The 16,852-nt window shown below is 66.3% G+C and carries 17 protein-coding genes and 1 pseudogene; 5 read left to right on the forward strand and 13 right to left on the reverse strand.

The genetic code is table 11. The annotated features are described in order from the left end of the window. Position 1: 1 nt before the first annotated feature. On the reverse strand, positions 2 to 664 hold the full coding sequence (locus H7A87_RS10715) for a MotA/TolQ/ExbB proton channel family protein (protein ID WP_119128730.1): 663 nt from the start codon (positions 662 to 664) through the stop codon (positions 2 to 4). Further along, positions 558 to 3,104, reverse strand: a pseudogene (locus tag H7A87_RS10720) (DNA internalization-related competence protein ComEC/Rec2); the annotation flags it as partial. The gene H7A87_RS10715 and the pseudogene H7A87_RS10720, both read right to left, overlap by 107 nt. A gap of 256 nt (positions 3,105 to 3,360) precedes the next feature. Between H7A87_RS10720 and H7A87_RS10725 the strand changes: the two are divergent. Then, positions 3,361 to 4,425 (forward strand): SDR family oxidoreductase, encoded by a 1,065-nt coding sequence (locus tag H7A87_RS10725; protein WP_119128728.1) that lies wholly within the window; start codon positions 3,361 to 3,363, stop codon positions 4,423 to 4,425. A gap of 226 nt (positions 4,426 to 4,651) precedes the next feature. On the opposite strand, the gene lolD is transcribed toward H7A87_RS10725, so the two are convergent. The 10 genes from lolD to H7A87_RS20995 form a co-directional block, all read right to left on the reverse strand. Continuing rightward, positions 4,652 to 5,407 carry a lipoprotein-releasing ABC transporter ATP-binding protein LolD gene (lolD, locus tag H7A87_RS10730; RefSeq protein WP_180496627.1) on the reverse strand — a complete coding sequence of 252 codons (756 nt, stop codon included), beginning with the start codon at positions 5,405 to 5,407 and terminating at the stop codon, positions 4,652 to 4,654. Beyond that, a complete protein-coding gene (locus tag H7A87_RS10735) occupies positions 5,400 to 6,641 on the reverse strand; it encodes a lipoprotein-releasing ABC transporter permease subunit (protein ID WP_104582565.1) in 1,242 nt (413 codons plus the stop codon). The genes lolD and H7A87_RS10735 overlap by 8 nt, the downstream gene beginning before the upstream one ends. A gap of 23 nt (positions 6,642 to 6,664) precedes the next feature. Then, positions 6,665 to 7,117, reverse strand: a complete 453-nt coding sequence (locus tag H7A87_RS10740) for a hypothetical protein (RefSeq protein WP_119128726.1) — start codon at positions 7,115 to 7,117, stop codon at positions 6,665 to 6,667. Continuing rightward, positions 7,068 to 7,316, reverse strand: coding sequence for a succinate dehydrogenase assembly factor 2 (locus tag H7A87_RS10745; protein WP_119128725.1), 249 nt, complete (start codon positions 7,314 to 7,316; stop codon positions 7,068 to 7,070). The genes H7A87_RS10740 and H7A87_RS10745 overlap by 50 nt, the downstream gene beginning before the upstream one ends. A gap of 108 nt (positions 7,317 to 7,424) precedes the next feature. Then, the gene (locus H7A87_RS10750) at positions 7,425 to 8,207 is read right to left on the reverse strand and encodes a succinate dehydrogenase iron-sulfur subunit (RefSeq protein WP_024938686.1); all 783 of its coding nucleotides are present in this window, start codon (positions 8,205 to 8,207) and stop codon (positions 7,425 to 7,427) included. A 16-nt stretch (positions 8,208 to 8,223) separates the two neighbouring features. Beyond that, the gene (locus H7A87_RS10755; protein WP_115676954.1) at positions 8,224 to 8,433 is read right to left on the reverse strand and encodes a hypothetical protein; all 210 of its coding nucleotides are present in this window, start codon (positions 8,431 to 8,433) and stop codon (positions 8,224 to 8,226) included. Between the two features lie 3 nt (positions 8,434 to 8,436). Next, complete coding sequence (gene sdhA / locus H7A87_RS10760; protein WP_104650447.1) at positions 8,437 to 10,227, reverse strand: succinate dehydrogenase flavoprotein subunit; 1,791 nt, start codon at positions 10,225 to 10,227, stop codon at positions 8,437 to 8,439. Positions 10,228 to 10,260: 33 nt separating this feature from the next. Beyond that, complete coding sequence (gene sdhD / locus H7A87_RS10765; RefSeq protein WP_016902592.1) at positions 10,261 to 10,647, reverse strand: succinate dehydrogenase, hydrophobic membrane anchor protein; 387 nt, start codon at positions 10,645 to 10,647, stop codon at positions 10,261 to 10,263. Then, complete coding sequence (gene sdhC, locus H7A87_RS10770) at positions 10,644 to 11,039, reverse strand: succinate dehydrogenase, cytochrome b556 subunit (RefSeq protein WP_104582560.1); 396 nt, start codon at positions 11,037 to 11,039, stop codon at positions 10,644 to 10,646. Before sdhC ends, sdhD begins: the two co-directional genes overlap by 4 nt. Before the next feature lie 55 nt (positions 11,040 to 11,094). Next, a complete protein-coding gene (locus H7A87_RS20995; protein ID WP_338121599.1) occupies positions 11,095 to 11,403 on the reverse strand; it encodes a DUF1674 domain-containing protein in 309 nt (102 codons plus the stop codon). Between H7A87_RS20995 and H7A87_RS10780 the strand changes: the two genes are divergently transcribed. Then, a complete protein-coding gene (locus H7A87_RS10780; protein WP_119128724.1) occupies positions 11,305 to 12,195 on the forward strand; it encodes a folate-binding protein YgfZ in 891 nt (296 codons plus the stop codon). The two genes, H7A87_RS20995 and H7A87_RS10780, sit on opposite strands and share 99 nt — an antisense overlap. On the opposite strand, the gene ugpC is transcribed toward H7A87_RS10780, so the two are convergent. After that, complete coding sequence (ugpC, locus tag H7A87_RS10785) at positions 12,192 to 13,280, reverse strand: sn-glycerol-3-phosphate ABC transporter ATP-binding protein UgpC (protein WP_115676952.1); 1,089 nt, start codon at positions 13,278 to 13,280, stop codon at positions 12,192 to 12,194. The genes H7A87_RS10780 and ugpC overlap by 4 nt on opposite strands. Positions 13,281 to 13,701: 421 nt before the next feature. Here ugpC and zwf point away from each other — a divergent pair, with 421 nt between their 5' ends. Genes zwf through pgl form a run of 3 tightly spaced genes read left to right on the forward strand, consistent with a single transcriptional unit; the run spans position 13,702 to position 16,852 of the window. Then, positions 13,702 to 15,132: a glucose-6-phosphate dehydrogenase gene (gene zwf / locus H7A87_RS10790; RefSeq protein ID WP_104582557.1), complete on the forward strand. Its 1,431-nt coding sequence runs from the start codon at positions 13,702 to 13,704 to the stop codon at positions 15,130 to 15,132. Further along, entirely contained in the window at positions 15,129 to 16,136 is a 1,008-nt protein-coding gene (glk, locus tag H7A87_RS10795; RefSeq protein WP_104533472.1) for a glucokinase, read from the forward strand. Before zwf ends, glk begins: the two co-directional genes overlap by 4 nt. Further along, on the forward strand, positions 16,133 to 16,852 hold the full coding sequence (gene pgl, locus H7A87_RS10800; protein WP_104582556.1) for a 6-phosphogluconolactonase: 720 nt from the start codon (positions 16,133 to 16,135) through the stop codon (positions 16,850 to 16,852). Before glk ends, pgl begins: the two co-directional genes overlap by 4 nt.

A 16,852-nucleotide genomic window follows, 5' to 3' on the forward strand; every position in this document is an offset into this window, starting at 1 on the left:
GTCAGCCCTTTGCCATGACGGGTTTGCCAGCTGCCGCAAGCGGCGCCGCGGCGGCCGGCACCGAGCGGCCGTCCATGGTGTCCAGCAGCAAGGTGGCTTCCTGCTCCATCTCGATGATGTAGCCGGCGATGCGGCCCTTGAAGAAGCGATGCGCCATCAACGCCGGCACCGCGATGATCATGCCGGTGGCCGTGCACACCAGCGCCTTGCCGATGCCGCCGGCCAGCTGGTTCACATCGCCCACGCCGTGATCGAGGATGCCCAGGAACATCTGGATCATGCCGACCACCGTGCCCAGCAGTCCCAGCAACGGCCCGGCCGAGGCGATCGTGCCCAATGCATTCAGATAGCGCTCCATGCGGTGCACCACGTGCCGGCCGGTGTCCTCGATGCGCTCGCGAATCAACTCACGCGGACGCCCACGCACGTCCAGCGCTGCGGCCAGCAAGGCGCCCAGTGGCGAATTGCGACGCAGCGATTCAATGTGGCTGGGATCCAGCTTGCCGCGCGCAGCCCAGTTGCGGACCTCTTCGCCCAGGCCTGGCGGGGCCACCTCGTTGCGGCGCAGGCTCCACAGGCGCTCCAGCACGATCGCCAGGGCGATCACGCCCAGCAACAGCAACGGCACCATCGGCCAACCGCCTGCCTTGACCAGCTCCAACACGATTCGATTCCTCCGGCGACGCGGCCGCCTATTCGCTGGTCGATAGGATAGCAGCCGACCGCCGCCGTTCCGCAGCATCCCACAGCCGTGGCTGCCAGCGCCGTCGCTCGCGTACCTGCAGGCCGTCGGCGCCCAGCCAGACCCGGATCGCCCCGGCCTGGGCCGTGTCGAGCAGCTCCGCGCCACTGCCCTGCCAGCGCTGCACCACCTCGGCACGCGGGTGGCCGAAGCGATTGCCGTGTCCGGAAGACACCAGCGCCAGCCGCGCGCCGGTGGCGGCGATGAAGCCGGCATGCGAGCCGTCGGCGCTGCCATGGTGCGGGACCACCACCAGATCGGCACGCAACTCCGGGGCATGCTGCCGCAGCAGGCGCCGCTCGACGATCTCGCCGATATCGCCCGGCAACAGCGCGCTTGCATGGCGCGTCTCGACACGCAGCACGCAACTGGATTGATTGCGCAGATACGGAAAACCGGCGCTGGGATGCAGGAAGCGAAAGCGCACCCCGTCCCATGACCACTGTTGGCCAGCAAGGCAGCGCGTGCTGACGTCCAGCGGCGCCTGTGGCGGCGCCGCCGTCATTGCAACGGGCAATCCCGCACGTACTGCCGCATAGCCGCCAGCGTGGTCGGCGTCGGCATGACTGAGCACGATGGCATCCAGGCGGCGCAAGCCGAGCGCGCGCAATGCCGGCAGCACCACCCGCTCACCGGCATCGAAACCATCGCGCACCGCCGGCCCGGTGTCGAATAGCAGCGCATGCCGTTGCGTGCGCACCAGCACCGCCAGGCCCTGCCCCACGTCCAGCACCTGCACGTCGGCCTCGCCAGCCGCGGGCAGTTCGCGGTCCGGCCACAGCAGCGGCAGCCATAGCAGCACCGCCAGCGATTTGCCGGGCGTGCCGCGCGGCAGCAACAACCAGAACGCGCCGAGCAGGGCCACGACCAAGGCGGTCGCATCGGACTCGGGCACCCACCACAACGCCACCGACGTCTGCCCGAGCCAGACCAGGCCCGGCCAGGACAGCTCGAAGCACCAGCCCGCCAATCGCCATGCCCACACGCCCAGGCCCGGATGAAGTGCTTCCAGCGCAGTCCCCAGCAAGGCAAGTGGCACCACCACGAAGGTCCACCAGGGAATGGCGACCAGATTGGCCAATGGCCCCACCAACGATGCCTGCCCGAACAGGCTGACGGTCAACGGCAGCAGGCCGACGGTGGCCACGGTCTGGGCGGACAGGAAGCCCCGCACGATCGCGCGATCGTCCGCTGGCAGACACCACACCAGCCAGGCCACCCCGGCAAAGCTGAGCCAGAAGCCGGCCACCAGCACGCTCAGCGGATCCCAAAGCAGCACTGCCAACATCGCCAGCGCGAGGATCTGCGCGGTGGTGGCACGGCGCCGTACCACCCGCGCCAACGCGACCACGGCAATCATCAGTACGGTGCGCACCGTGGGCAGCGCCAGACCCGCCAGCACCGCATAACCAGCCGCACCGAGCGAGGCGGCGACTGCCGCCGCGTGGGCACGCGGAATCCGGGTGCCAAGCGCTGGCCAGCAACGCCAGAGCCCGGCGACCAGCACGGCGACGAACGCAGCGACCAGCCCCACATGAAACCCCGAGATCGCAATCAGATGGCTGAGCCCGGTCGCGCGCAGCGTGGCCCAGGCCGCGTCGTCCAGCCCGCGCGTGTCGCCCAACGCGAGCGCGCGCAGGTAAGGCGTCGACGGCCCGGGCACGCGCTCGGCAATGCGCTGCGACATTCCTTCGCGCCAGGCATCCACCCCACGCGGTGCCGCGACCTGCTGCGCAGCGGCCGGCACCCGTACATAGCCGGTCGCGGCAATGCGCTGTGCCAGCGCATGCCGCTCGGCATCGAACCCGCCAGGATTGCGCAAGCCACGCGGCGCCCGCAGCTTGAGCCGCAGCCGCCAGCCTGCGCCTGCGCGCAGCGCGCTACGCGGCCCCATCCGCTCGGCACCGAAATCGTCATACCAGGCCAGCTGCAGCAGCTGGCCGCGCAGTGCGGCAGGCTGCGCGGGATCGTCATCCACACGCAGTTGAAAGCGCGTGCGTCGTGGCTCGGCGACCGGCAACTCGACGATCTGACCGCGCACCGTCAGTTCTTGCGCTTCATCCTGCGGACGCAGTTGTGCCTGCAGGACACCGGCGACCTGCCAGCCCATCAGCCCGAAACCGAAAACGGCGGTGGCCAGCGCCCACACCAGCACCCTTGGCCGCAAACGCAGCCATGTGCTGACACCGATGCCCAGCGCCGCTGCACCAAGGCAGGCCGCATAGACCGCACGCGACAGCAGCGCAGGCGACCATGCGCACACCACGATGCCCAGCAACAATGCCGCTGCGATCGTTATCGTCGATATGCGCTGCGGCGAAGGCGATGCCTGTGCTGACGCATGCATGCTGTCGGTCGCCATCCTGGCCGTGGTCCATCCACCGACTCAGGTTAGGCCAGCGCCCGTGTCGGGCACAGCAGCGATCGGTGCTGTGCCTGGTAGGAAAAAGGCGGCGCCTGCCGTGGTACATCCGGCCGGGGGAACGTCCCCCGACAGACGCGCAACACGCTGGGCAGGACAGTGTGTACGGGCCGCACATCGACCGTATCGGCCTGCATTCGCCTCGATTTCATGGCCGCCGCGCTATGTTCGCCACTGTTTTCGAGGAGTTTCCCCCATGCGTAAAGGCACTGCACTGATTGTCGGCGTCACCGGCATTTCCGGTTACAACCTCGCCAATGTCCTGGTGGCCGACGGCTGGACCGTCTACGGCCTGGCACGGCGCCCGCTGCCTCAGGATGGCGTGATCCCGCTTGCGGCCGATCTGCTGGATGCCGAGAGCACCAGCAAGGCGCTGCGTGGCCTGCCGATCACCCACGTATTCTTCTGCACCTGGACCCGGCGCGACACCGAGCGCGAAAACGTCGAAGCCAACGGCGCGATGATGCGGCATCTGTGCGAAGCGCTGAGCGATGCGCCGCTGCAGCACATGGCGCTGGTCACCGGCACCAAGCACTACCTGGGCGCGTTCGAGAACTACGGTAGCGGCAAGGCCGAAACCCCGTTCCGCGAAAGCGAACCGCGCCAGCCCGGCGAGAATTTCTACTACACGCTGGAAGACCTGTTGTTCGCGCATGCCGAGCAGCATGGCTTCGGCTGGAGCGTGCATCGCTCGCACACCATGATCGGCATGGCCAACGGCAGCAATGCGATGAACATGGGCGTGACGCTGGCGGTGTACGCGTCGCTGTGCAAGCACACCGGCCAGCCGTTCGTGTTTCCCGGATCGCAGGCGCAGTGGAACAGCCTCACCGACCTGACCGACGCCGGCCTGCTCGGCAAGCAGCTGGCCTGGGCCGGCCTGAGCCCGGCCGCGCGCAATCAGGCCTTCAACACCGTCAATGGCGATGTGTTCCGCTGGCGCTGGATGTGGAGCCAGATTGCCGACTTCTTCGGGCTCGAAGCTGCGCCCTGCCCCGAGACCCCGATGCCGCTGGAGGCACGCCTGAGCGAGACCGCCCCGGCGGTGTGGAGCGAGATCGCCAAGCAGCATGGCCTGGTGGAAGCCGACGTCAACCGGCTGGCATCCTGGTGGCACACCGATGCCGACCTGGGCCGCGAGATCGAGTGCGTCAACGACATGACCAAGAGCCGCGAGCTGGGCTTTCAAGATTTCTACGACAGCCGTGCATCGTTCCTGGAATTGTTCACGCGCCTGCGCGCGCAGCGCATCATTCCCTGATGCACCCGGTCGCCGTCACCCACGTGACGGCGACCGTTTCCTGCCAAAGCGCGCATCGACGCGACGATGCTCGCGGGCGCTGCATGCACAGCAATCAGGGTATGGCAGCATCCGATCGCCCATCACACAGGTGCACCGGTAACCGGATGCGGGATCTTCGATCGGAAACCCGCGGTTCACCACCCTCTAGCCGTCAGGGACTGGCCCGACGGCCAGGCAGTGCGTCCTACACCGCAGACGGCGCCAACTCGCGCAGCTTGCCCTGGTGCAATTCGAGTACGCGGTCCAGACGCCGCGCCAGACTGCGGTCGTGGGTCACCAGGACCAGGCTGGTGCGCTGCGCACGATTGAGTTCCAGCATCAGCTCGAACACGGTCTCGGCGGTCTTGTCGTCCAGGTTGCCGGTTGGCTCATCGCCCAGCACGCAGCCCGGCTTGTTCACCAGCGCACGCGCCACGGCCGCACGCTGGCGCTCGCCACCGGACAACTCGCTGGGCTTGTGTTCGATGCGATGTCCGAGCCCCACCGATTCCAGCAGCTGCAAGGCCTGCGCCCGGGCAAGCGCGACATCTTTTCCGGACAACAGCACCGGCATCATCACGTTTTCCAGCGCGGTGAATTCCGGCAACAGGTGATGGAACTGGTACACGAAGCCCAGGGCCTGATTGCGCAACTTGCCGCGCTCGCCATCGGACAACGCCGACATGCGCCGGCCGGCCACATACACCTCGCCCGAGGTCGGAACATCCAGCCCGCCGAGCAGATGCAGCAGCGTGCTCTTGCCCGCACCGGAGGCACCGACAATGGCCACGGTCTCGCCGGTCGCCACGGTCAGATCCAAGCGATCGAACACCGGTGTGCGCATCTTGCCTTCGGCATAGGTCTTGCCCAGACCCTCGGCGCGGATCACTGCTTCTGCGTGGCTTGACGTCTGCACGGCCGATTCCCGATTCCCGAATCCCGATTCCCTGATCTCATTCATAACGCAGCGCCTCCGCCGGTTGGGTCCGCGACGCGCGCCATGCCGGATACAGGGTCGCCAGGAAGCTCATCACCAGCGCGACGACGGTGATCACCACCACGTCCTGGGTCTGCATGTCGGTCGGCAACCCGGTGATGTAATACACGTCCTCGGGCAGCAGCTTGACGCTGAAGATCGTCTCGATCACCCCGAGGATGCGTTCCAGATTGAGCGTCAGCACGATGCCGCCGATCACGCCCATGATCGTGCCCATGAAGCCGATCAACGAACCCTGCACCATGAACACCTGCATCACGCCCGCAGGCGACAGGCCCAGGGTGCGCAGGATGGCGATATCGGCCTGCTTGTCGGTGACCAGCATCACCTGCGAGGACACCAGGTTGAACGCACCCATCGCCACGATCAGCGACAGCAGGATGCCCATCACGGTCTTTTCCATCTTCAACGAATGGTAGAGATTGGCGTTCTCCTGGGTCCAGTCGCTGACCCGGTACGGACCATGCAACTTCACCGCCAGATCGCGCGCAACCGGCCAGGCCTGGTCCATGTCGTGCAGGCGCAGCCGCACGCCGGTGACACCGTCCATGCGCAGCACGCGCGCCAGGTCCTGCATGTTGACCACGGCCAGGCCGCGGTCGATCTCGTTGTAGCCCGCCTCGAAGATTCCGCTGACAGTGAAGCGTTTGAGCCGCGGCATCGCACCCAGCGGCGTGGCCTGGGTATCGCTTAGCAGCACGACGATGCTGTCGCCCACGTCCACGCCCAGCCACAGCGCCAGCTCCTTGCCGATGACAATGTTGTAGGAGCCGGGAGTCAAGCTGTCGACCGACCCCTGCTGCATCTTCTTGGCCAGTACCGACACCTTGCCTTCTTCGGCAGGAACGATGCCGCGCACGATTGCCGGCTGCTTGCGCGGGCCCTGCAACAGCGATTCGGTTTCGATATACGGCGCGGCACCGGCGATGCGCGGATCGGCCATGGCGACCTCGACCGCATGCTGCCAGTCGTGCATTGGCGCGCCGTCCGCACTGACGGTGGCATGCGCGGCCATCTGCAGCAGACGGTCGCGGATCTCCTTCTGGAAACCGCTCATCACCGCCAGCGTGGTGATCAGCACGGTCACGCCCAGGGCGATGCCCAGGATCGATGCCATCGAGATAAACGAGATGAAGCCATTGCGCCGCTTGGCACGCAGGTAGCGCAAGCCGATGGCAACCGGGATAGGTTTGAACATGCGGTTCAACCAGGAAAGGGACGCTATGGTGCCACTTGCGGCTGCCCGGACGAAATGGCGTGTGCCTGAGCGGCCAGACGCAGTTCACGTCGCTGCGCCACCGGCAAGGTATCCGGCCAGAAATGCAGGCGCCGGCGACGTGCATCCGGGCCAGTCCACGACACCACCGCGATCGGGCCGCGCCATGCCACCTGCAGGCCTTGCACCTGCTTGCCGTCAACGCTGGCGGGCGTTTGGCCCCACGGCACGATCACCTCGCGTGTTGGCGAACGCAACAGCACGCATAACGATCGGCCGCCCGCCACCACTGCATGGACCGCCAACAACACTGCCAACCACGGCGGCACCCCGCTACGCCAGAGCGCCCACAACGCGAGTGCACTCAGCACGCCCAGTGCGCAGACCAGCCCGCGCGAGGGGCGCCATTCAAGCCGGCATGGCGCGAATATCGGCGATGAGCGCGGCGTTGGCGGCATCGGGGCAGGTCTCGTATCCCATGAACCAGCGCCACAACTTATCGTCTTCGCAATCCAGCAGCTGTAGGAAAACCGCGCGCTCGGACTCGGAAGCCTGCGCCCAGCGCTGATCCAGATAGCGCCCGAACAATTGATCGAGCTCGCGCATGCCGCGCCGGCAACGCCAGCGCAGTTTCTTCAGCAGGATTTGTTCATCCATCTCACTCTCCTCGCCTGACGCGGCGCCGAAAACGACAGCGGCACCAGACCAAGGGCCGGTGCCGCTGTGAACCCTCTCCCCGCCAAGGCGGGACGTCACTACCTGCGATCAGGCGCGACGCGCCATCATCAGCTTCTTGATCTCGGCAATGGCCAGCGCCGGATTCAGGCCCTTCGGGCAGGTCCGCGCGCAGTTCATGATGGTGTGGCAGCGATACAGCTTGAACGGATCTTCCAGGTCGTCCAGGCGCGCACCGGTGTCTTCGTCGCGCGAGTCGATGATCCAGCGATACGCCTGCAGCAGGATCGCCGGGCCCAGATAGCGCTCGCCATTCCACCAGTAGCTCGGGCAGCTGGTCGAGCAGCAGGCGCACAGGATGCACTCGTACAGACCATCGAGCTTGCGGCGGTCTTCCGGCGACTGCAGGCGCTCGCGGTCCGGCGGCGGCGGGGTCTGGGTGCGGATCCACGGCTTGATCGATGCGTACTGCGCGTAGAAATGCGTCAGATCCGGCACCAAGTCCTTGATCACGCTCATGTGCGGCAGCGGATAGATCGGCACCTCGGCCTTGCCGCAGGCGGCAATCGCCTTGGTGCAGGCCAGCGTGTTGGTGCCGTCGATGTTCATCGCGCACGAGCCGCAGATGCCTTCGCGGCAGGAGCGACGGAACGCCAGCGTCGGGTCGATCTCGTTCTTGATCTTGATCAGCGCGTCCAACACCATCGGGCCGCACTTGTCGAGATCGATTTCGTAGCTGTCGGTACGCGGGTTGGCCTCGCCATCCGGATCCCAGCGGTAGACCTTGAAGGTGCGCGTGTTCTTGGCGCCCTGCGCAGGGTAATGCTTGCCCTTGCCGATCTTTGAATTCTTGGGGAGGGTGAACTCTGCCATAGCTGCTCTCGTTGGCTCAGGCGATGCGCGGTGCGGACGACAACCGCACCGTGCGCATGAAGGTAAAGATGACGGATGCCACCGCCGAGGCGGTGGCGCAACCGCCGGCGGCGTGCCGGCGTTGCCCCTGCGTCATGACGCGATCCGGCTGGCGCGGTGCATGGCTGCGGTACCCGGACAGGCCGGCCAGCAGATGCAGGGCGAAAGCAGATCGATCCATGCGCATCGATCAGTAAACGCGCGGCTTCGGCGGGACCACGTCCACGTCCTTGCTCAGCGTGTACATGTGCACCGGACGATATTCGAACTCGCACTTGCCCTTGTCGTCGACGGTGACCAGGGTGTGCTTCTGCCAGTTGACGTCGTCGCGGTCCGGGAAGTCTTCGTGCGAGTGCGCGCCGCGGCTTTCGTGGCGCTGCTCGGCCGAGTTGATCGTCGCCACTGCATTGAGCAGCAGGTTGTTCAACTCGTAGGTCTCGATCAGGTCCGAGTTCCACACCAGCGAGCGGTCCGAGACCTTGACGTCCTCGAAGCTGGCGAAGATCTCGGCCATCTTGTCGACGCCTTCCTTCAGCGTCTTGCTGGTACGGAACACGGCCGCGTCCGACTGCATGGTGCGCTGCATGTTGTCGCGGATCACCGAGGTCGGCGTGGAGCCGTTGGCGTAGCGCAACTTGTCCAGCAGGCCCAGCGCCTTGTCACAGACATCGGACGGCAGCGTCTTGTGCGGCTGGTTGGGCTTGACCGTCTCGGCGCAACGGTTGGCCACCGCACGGCCGAACACCACCAAATCCAGCAGCGAGTTGGAACCCAGGCGGTTGGCGCCGTGCACCGACACGCAGGCGGCTTCGCCGATCGCATACAGGCCCGGCACGACCGCATCCGGGTTGTCGCCCTGCTTGCGCACGACTTCGCCGTAGAAGTTGGTCGGAATGCCGCCCATGTTGTAGTGCACGGTCGGCAGCACCGGAATCGGCTGCTTGGTCACGTCCACACCGGCAAAGATGTGCGCGCTCTCGGCGATGCCGGGCAGCTTTTCGTTGATGACTTCCGGGCCGAGGTGGGTCAGGTCGAGCAGGATGTGGTCCTTGTGCTCGCCCACGCCGCGGCCTTCGCGGATCTCCACGGTCATCGAGCGCGAGACAACGTCGCGCGATGCCAGGTCCTTATAATGCGGTGCATAGCGCTCCATGAAGCGCTCGCCGTTGCTGTTGCGCAGGATGCCGCCTTCGCCACGCACGCCCTCGGTGATCAGGCAGCCCGCGCCGTAGATGCCGGTGGGATGGAACTGCACGAACTCCATGTCCTGCACCGGCAGGCCGGCACGCATCACCAGGCCGCCGCCGTCACCCGTACAGGTGTGCGCGGAGGTGGCGCTGAAGTAGGCGCGGCCATAGCCGCCGGTGGCCAGCACCACGCCATGGGCGCGGAACAGATGCAGGCTGCCATCGGCCATGTCCAGCGCCAGTACGCCGCGGCAGACGCCCTCTTCGTCGAAGATCAGGTCGAGCGCAAAGTACTCGATCATGAAGCGCGCGTTGTGCGCCAAGGACTGCTGATACAGCGTATGCAGCATCGCGTGACCGGTCCGGTCGGCCGCCGCGCAGGTGCGCTGCGCGGACGGGCCCTCGCCGTACTTGGTGGTCATGCCACCGAACGGGCGCTGGTAGATCTTGCCATCTTCGGTACGCGAGAACGGCACGCCGTAGTGCTCGAGCTCGATGATGGCCGGGATCGCCTCGCGGCACATGTACTCGATTGCGTCCTGGTCACCCAGCCAATCGGAGCCCTTGATGGTGTCGTAGAAGTGATAGCGCCAGTCGTCTTCGCCCATGTTGCCGAGCGCGGCCGAAATACCGCCCTGTGCCGCCACGGTGTGCGAGCGGGTCGGGAAGACCTTGGTCAGGCAGACGGTCTGCAAGCCCTTCTGGGCCAGGCCGAAGGTGGCGCGCAGGCCGGCGCCGCCGGCGCCCACCACGACCATGTCGTACTTGTGTTCTGTGATCTTGTAAGCGGACATCGAATTATGGATTCCTGTTTGGTCGCGGACGACTCAGCTGATGCCAAGCGCAATACGCGCCACGGCAAACACGCTGACAATGGCGCCCAGCACGGCGACGAAGCGCACGATCGTCTGCGCCGCAAGCGCCAGCAGCGAGTTGTGCACGTAATCTTCCAGCACCACCTGCATGCCCAGCTGTGCATGCCAGAACGAGGCGATCAGGAAGCCGACCAACAGAATCGCGTTCCACGGCTTGGCCACGGCGGCACTGGCTGCGGCGTGATCGGCACCGATCAGGCTCAGCACGAAGATCAGGAACCAGATCGACAGCGGCACCAGGGCGGTGGCGGTCAGGCGCTGCACCACGAAGTGTTCGGTACCGGTCTTGGCGGCACCCAGGCCACGCACGTTCTTCAACGGGGTACGGTAGCGGTTCATACGGCACCTCCGGCCAGCAGCACATATGCCCAGATGGCAGCGGTGAGCACGAAGCTCAGGATCAGCGACAGCCAGCCGAGGCTGACGAACGAGCGCACTGCATAGCCCTGCCCGAAGTCCTGCAGGATGTGGCGCAGGCCGCCAAACAGATGGAACGCAAAGCACCAGGTCCAGCCGAACAGGAACACTTGCCCGTACCAGGCGCCGGCATGCGCGCGGAAACAATTCCAGTGGTCGGGGCCGAGCATCAACGTCAGCAGGGCGGCGGCAATCGCCAGAGCGCCGATGGACAGTACGATGCCGGTGGCTCGATTGAGAATCGAGGTCACCATCTGTATCTGCCAGCGGTACACCTGGAGATGCGGGGAAAGAGGACGTTCGCGGATCGCCATTCGCTGGGCTCGTATCTCGGCTGGGCGGCACTAGGCCGCTGTGGCTAAAGGCTGCTCAAAAATCGATGCAGCGTCCATTTTTTTCCCAGTCGCCGTAGCGCGTTGGCTCAGGGCCGTCGCGTCCACCAATTTCCTTGGGCAGTGGCTGCTTCTCGGGAATATGCTCCTGAGGAGAAGGCTGCGTCTCGGAATCCTGCGCTGGGGTGGGGGTTGGATGGCCTATCATAGTGGTCTCACAACATTGCGATTTTAGTCCTCCCCTTCCGTGGCTGACAACCTGAATCTTATTCCGCAGGGTTTTGGCTCCCTGCATGACATGCAATACGTCCGCTTGACCGGGACGGATGCAGTGGCGTTCGCGCATGCGCAATTTGCCAACGACGTACAGGCGCTGGCGATCGGGCAGTGGCAATGGAATGCGTGGTTGACAGCGAAGGGGCGCGTGATCGCCATCTTCGCACTCCTGCGTGAGGACGACACGCACCTGTTGCTGCTGCTGCCCGACGGCGATGCGGCCGGGATCGCGGCGCAACTCGGCCGTTTTGTGTTCCGACGCAAGCTCAAGATCGGCGTGGCGGCGCTTTCGGCCTATGGCGGCTTCGCCACACCTGCGTGCGCGCATGGCGCGCAGGCCGATATCGGAACGCAGCGTATCGAATTGGACATGGGCAGCCCTGCCCTGCCGCGCACGCTGGTGCTGCTGTCAGACCAGCAGGCATTGGCCGCGCCTATCGAATCTGCCCGCATGGACGCCGATTGGCGCCGTGCGGACCTGCAACTGGGGCTGGCGCGCCTGCCCGAATCGCAGCGCGAGCAATGGACGCCGCAACAGCTGGCGCTGGATCGCCTGCACGCCTTCAGCGTCAAAAAGGGCTGCTATCCGGGCCAGGAAATCGTTGCGCGGACGCATTTCCTGGGCAAGGCCAAGCGTGCGCTACAGCTGCTGCAGGTCGAGGCGGCCGTCGGTGATGCCGCGGCAGAACCGGGCCAGGCCGTGCTGCTGGGCGAGACCATCGTCGGCACGCTGGTCAGCGTGGCGGGCGATCTCGCACTGGCGGTGTTGCCGCTGGAGCTGACCCTGGAGGCCGACGCCGTGCTGCAGGCGGGCGCGCATACCGCCCGCCCGCTTGCGTTCGTGCAGGGTCTGGCGCGTTAGGCCGGCGCCAGCCGTTCGCCGCTGGCCGGGTCAAAGAAGTGCAGCGCCTCGCTGCGCAGCGCCAGGCGCAGCGGCTCGCCTACCGCCGGCAAGGCCTGCGGTGCGACACGGATCACCAGCGGCTGGCCACCACGGTCGAGGTTGAGGAAGATCTCGTTGCCGACCGGCTCGATCACATCGATACGCGCATCGAAGCCCAGTGCGGCATCGCTTGACGGTTGCAGGTGCTCCGGGCGTACGCCGACGATCACGTCGCGACCGAACCAGCTGCGATCGATGCGGGCCGCACCCAGTGGCACGCGCCAGCCATCGGCCATGACCAGATGCAGGCCGTCCTGCTCATCCAGGCGCCCCTGCAGCACGTTCATCGCCGGGCTGCCCAGGAATCCGGCCACGAACAGATTGGCCGGGCGGTCGTACAGCGCCATCGGGCTGTCGATCTGCTGGATCACCCCGTCCTTGAGCACCACGATGCGCTGACCCAGCGTCATCGCCTCGACCTGATCGTGGGTGACGTAGATCATCGTGGTGCCCAGCTTGCGATGCAGCTGCGCGATCTCGGTGCGCACGCTGTGGCGCAGCTTGGCATCCAGATTGGACAGCGGCTCGTCGAGCAGGAACACCGACGACTCGCGCACCATCGCCCGTCCCAGCGCCACGCGCTGACGCTGGCCGCCGGACATCGCCTTGGGCAGCTTGTCGAGCATCGGGGTCAGCCCCAGCAGCTCGGCGGCGTTGTTGACCCGTTCGGCGATGACCTGCTTGGGGTGGCCGCGCAACTTGAGCCCGAAGGCCAGGTTCTCGGCCACGGTCATGTGCGGGTAGAGCGCATAGCTCTGGAACACCATGGCGATGTCGCGGTCCTTTGGAGCCACGTCGTTGACCACACGCTCGCCGATCTTCAACGTGCCGGCACTGATGTCCTCGAGCCCGGCGATCATGCGCAACAGGGTCGACTTGCCGCAGCCGGACGGACCGACCAGCACCATCAACTCGCCATCGGCGACCTCGAAACTCGCACCCTGCACCGCGACCTGGCCGTTCTCGTAGACCTTGCGGACACCTTCCAACTGCACTTTCGCCATCTTCGGCCTCAACGTAAGTTGTGCGCCCTGCCCTCGGCCCTCCCGACGGCGGTGACGCCACATGCGCCTGCAAGGAAATCTCCTGCAAACGAATGCATTGGTTTATTCTGACATGTAATCGTTTTCACATGGCAACATCGATCTCGGGAGGGACCATGCCGCCACCAACCCAAGCCGCTGTTTCAAGCGGTGCAGCCTACCGTGCAAGGGCCGGCATCCGGCCACGCATGGGCAGGTCTACCGCCGCGGCGCTAACCGCTGACGGCCACTTGCTGCAACAATCGGGGACTGGGCGCGCGCGTCCATCCCCCGCTGCGCGCACGCCAGTGACGCTCAGGAACAGACATACCGACCGCCGGCTGTCCGGCGCCTTTCCGACCAGCTGCTGATCACGATGTCTCCAGAATCTGAAATTCGGTCCATGCATAACACCCTGATCCTGTTCGGCGCCACCGGCGATCTCGCCCAGCGCTATCTCTTCCCGTCCCTGCTGCGACTGTTCGTCGACGGCCTGCTGCCGGAGGATTTCCGTATCCGTGCGCTGGCGTTGTCGCCGCACGATACCGAGGCCTTCCGCGAGGTCCTGCGCCCGCGCCTGGCCGCCGCGCTGCCGATCGCCACGCCCGAGCAGATCCAGACGCTGCTGCAGCGGGTCGATTATCGCTCGGTGGATCTGCGCGATGCCGAGTCGGTGGCCAATGCCGTGCGCGAGCTGGCCAGCCGCCAGTGCGTGAGCTATCTGGCGATTCCGCCGGGCCTGTACATCAGCACCTGCCAGGGCCTGGCGCTGGGCGGCGCGCTGGCCGCGCCGCACCGGCTGATGCTGGAAAAGCCGATCGGCCACGATTCGGACAGCGCCCGCGAGATCCTGCAGTCGATCGGCGCGCTGATCGACGAAGACCGCGTGTTCCGCCTCGACCATTACCTGGGCAAGGCGGCGGTGCAGAACCTGATCGCGCTGCGCTTCGGCAATACGCTGCTGGAAGCGGTGTGGAACCGCACCTACATCGAGTCGGTACAGATCCTGGTGGCCGAAAGCGAAGGCGTGGACGGGCGCGATGCCTATTACGCCCGCTCCGGCGCGCTGCGCGACATGGTGCAGAGTCACATCCTGCAGCTGTTGTGCCTGGTGGCAATGGAGCCGCCGGCCTCGCTGGAAGCCGACCGCATCCGCGACGAGAAGGTCAAGGTGCTGCGCGCCCTGCGCCCGATGACCGCCGAGCATGCCGCCCATGACAGCGTGCGCGGCCGCTACACCGCCGGCAGCATCAATGGCCAGCCGGCGCAGGCCTATCACCCGCCGGAAGGCAGCGACGTGGAAACCTTTGTCGCGGTGACCGCGCATATCGACAACTGGCGCTGGGCCGGGGTGCCGTTCCATCTGTGCACCGGCAAGCGTCTGGCCGAGCGCTCCACCCGCATCGTGGTCACGCTCAAGCCGGTGACGCATTGGCTGTTCGAGCGCCCGGACCGGCAGAACGCCGTGCCCAACCGCCTGACCTTCCAGTTGCAGCCGCAGGAAAACATCGAGCTCGGCCTGATGAGCAGCCTGGCCGGCCCGGAATGGGGGGCGATCGAGCTGCAGCCGCTGGAACTGGAACTGTCGGTGCCAACCGGCCTGCACCGGCGCATCGCCTACGAGCGCCTGTTCGTGGATGCCTTCAATGGCAACCCGGCGCTGTTCGTGCGCGACGACGAGGTCAAGGCCGCCTGGTCGTGGATCGACAGCGTCAGCGATGCATGGAAAGACGCGCAGTTGCCACTGCAGCCCTACCCGGCCGGCAGTTGGGGCCCCGATGCCGCGGCCCCCTTCCTGCCCCCCGCCACCGACGCACAGGGACACACCGCATGACCGCTCCTTCCAAGCCGGTGCTGGTTGCCGATATCGGCGGAACCAATGCGCGCTTCGCGCTGGCCGACGTCGACGCCTCGGTACCGCTGCTGGATGACACCTCGCGCGAATTTGCGGTGGTCGATTTCGGCTCGCTCGGCGAAGCCGCGCGTTACTACCTCGACCAGATCGGCGTGCAGGCCACCCAGGGCGTGTTTGCCGTGGCCGGCCGCGTGGATGGCGACGAGGCACGCATCACCAACCATCCGTGGGTGATCTCGCGCTCGCGCACCGCGGCGATGCTGGGCTTCAGCACCCTGCACCTGATCAACGACTTCGCCGCGCAGGCCATGGCGATCAGCCTGCTGCGCCCGCAGGACGTGGTCCAGGTCGGCGGCGCCAGCTGGCGGCCGGCGCCGATCGATCAGGCGCGCAACTACGGCGTGATCGGCCCGGGCACCGGGCTGGGCGTGGGCGGGCTGATCATCCGCAACGGACGCTGCTTCCCGCTGGAAACCGAAGGCGGCCACGTCAGCTTCCCGCCCGGCACGCCGGAGGAGATCCGCATCCTGGAGATCCTGTCCGAGCAGTTCGGCCGGGTCTCCAACGAGCGGCTGATCTGCGGCCCCGGCCTGGTCAACATCCACCGCGCGCTCAGCGAGATCGCCGGAGTCGACCCGGGTCCGTTGCAGCCCAAGGACATCACCGCACGTGCGGCGGCGGGCGACCCGCGCTCGTCGCGCACCATCGATCTGTTCTGCGCCATCTTCGGCGCGATCGCCGGCGACATGGTGCTGATGCAGGGCGCCTGGGACGGCGTGTTCCTCACTGGCGGGCTGGTGCCCAAGGTGCTGGATTCGCTACAGCATTCCGGCTTCCGCCAGCGCTTCGAACACAAGGGACGCTTCTCCGCGATCATGTCGCGGGTGCCGTCGCTGGCAGTCATGCATCCGCATGCCGGCCTGCTCGGCGCCGCCGCCTATGCGGTGGATGCACAGCGTCAGCATCCAGGGGAACAGCGATGAACCTGCAGGACAACCCGCGCATCACACTGGTGCGCTACGAAGACCCGGCCGAATGGACCGAGGCGGTCGCCAGCGAGATGGCCGACCTGCTGGAACAGGAGATTTCGCGCCGCGGCCAGGCGCGCATGCTGCTGTCCGGTGGCACCACACCGGCGCCGGTGTACGAATCCCTCGCCCACCGTCCGCTGGACTGGTCGCGGGTGGAAGTGGGCCTGGTCGACGAACGCTGGCTCTCGCCGCAAGATCAGGACAGCAACGCCTGGCTGGTCAATCACAGCTTCTTGACCCATGCACCGGCGGCGACCTTCATTCCGCTGGTGCGCCCGGGCAAGCAGTTGCCCGAGTGCGTGCACACCGCGAACCTGCAGGCCAGGCATGCCGAACCCGCATGCCTGGCAGTGCTGGGCATGGGCGGCGACGGCCACACCGCCTCGTTGTTTCCGGGCTCGACCGATTTGAGCAAGGCGCTGTCCAGTCCGCAGCCCTATGCGTCGCTGGATGCCACCGGCTGCCCCGGTTCGAATCAGTGGCCGCTGCGGATCACGCTGACACCGGCCGGGCTGGCCACCATCCCGACCCGCTTGCTGCTGCTGCGCGGCAAGCAGAAGCTTGACGTGTTGCAGGCTGCGCTGGCGGGCGATGATGTCAGCGAGTATCCGATCCGGGTGGCGCTGCAACAGCCGGGCCCGAAGTTGCGGGTTCACTGGTGTGCTTGA

Source organism: Xanthomonas sp. CPBF 426, from assembly GCF_903989465.1.
Classification (GTDB): domain Bacteria; phylum Pseudomonadota; class Gammaproteobacteria; order Xanthomonadales; family Xanthomonadaceae; genus Xanthomonas; species Xanthomonas euroxanthea.

What these genes read in the sequence shown, in the direction of transcription:
- sdhD (WP_016902592.1), bottom strand. Translation starts at nt 10,647, where the DNA reads ATGAACCGCTACCGTACCCCGTTGAAGAACGTGCGTGGCCTGGGTGCC.
- H7A87_RS10740 (WP_119128726.1), bottom strand. Translation starts at nt 7,117, where the DNA reads ATGCCGCCAACGCCGCGCTCATCGCCGATATTCGCGCCATGCCGGCTT.
- sdhA (WP_104650447.1), bottom strand. Translation starts at nt 10,227, where the DNA reads ATGTCCGCTTACAAGATCACAGAACACAAGTACGACATGGTCGTGGTG.
- sdhC (WP_104582560.1), bottom strand. Translation starts at nt 11,039, where the DNA reads ATGGCGATCCGCGAACGTCCTCTTTCCCCGCATCTCCAGGTGTACCGC.
- H7A87_RS10725 (WP_119128728.1), top strand. Translation starts at nt 3,361, where the DNA reads ATGCGTAAAGGCACTGCACTGATTGTCGGCGTCACCGGCATTTCCGGT.
- zwf (WP_104582557.1), top strand. Translation starts at nt 13,702, where the DNA reads ATGCATAACACCCTGATCCTGTTCGGCGCCACCGGCGATCTCGCCCAG.
- H7A87_RS10755 (WP_115676954.1), bottom strand. Translation starts at nt 8,433, where the DNA reads ATGCGCATGGATCGATCTGCTTTCGCCCTGCATCTGCTGGCCGGCCTG.
- H7A87_RS20995 (WP_338121599.1), bottom strand. Translation starts at nt 11,403, where the DNA reads ATGCGCGAACGCCACTGCATCCGTCCCGGTCAAGCGGACGTATTGCAT.
- H7A87_RS10745 (WP_119128725.1), bottom strand. Translation starts at nt 7,316, where the DNA reads ATGGATGAACAAATCCTGCTGAAGAAACTGCGCTGGCGTTGCCGGCGC.
- H7A87_RS10735 (WP_104582565.1), bottom strand. Translation starts at nt 6,641, where the DNA reads ATGTTCAAACCTATCCCGGTTGCCATCGGCTTGCGCTACCTGCGTGCC.
- H7A87_RS10750 (WP_024938686.1), bottom strand. Translation starts at nt 8,207, where the DNA reads ATGGCAGAGTTCACCCTCCCCAAGAATTCAAAGATCGGCAAGGGCAAG.
- pgl (WP_104582556.1), top strand. Translation starts at nt 16,133, where the DNA reads ATGAACCTGCAGGACAACCCGCGCATCACACTGGTGCGCTACGAAGAC.
- ugpC (WP_115676952.1), bottom strand. Translation starts at nt 13,280, where the DNA reads ATGGCGAAAGTGCAGTTGGAAGGTGTCCGCAAGGTCTACGAGAACGGC.
- lolD (WP_180496627.1), bottom strand. Translation starts at nt 5,407, where the DNA reads ATGAATGAGATCAGGGAATCGGGATTCGGGAATCGGGAATCGGCCGTG.
- glk (WP_104533472.1), top strand. Translation starts at nt 15,129, where the DNA reads ATGACCGCTCCTTCCAAGCCGGTGCTGGTTGCCGATATCGGCGGAACC.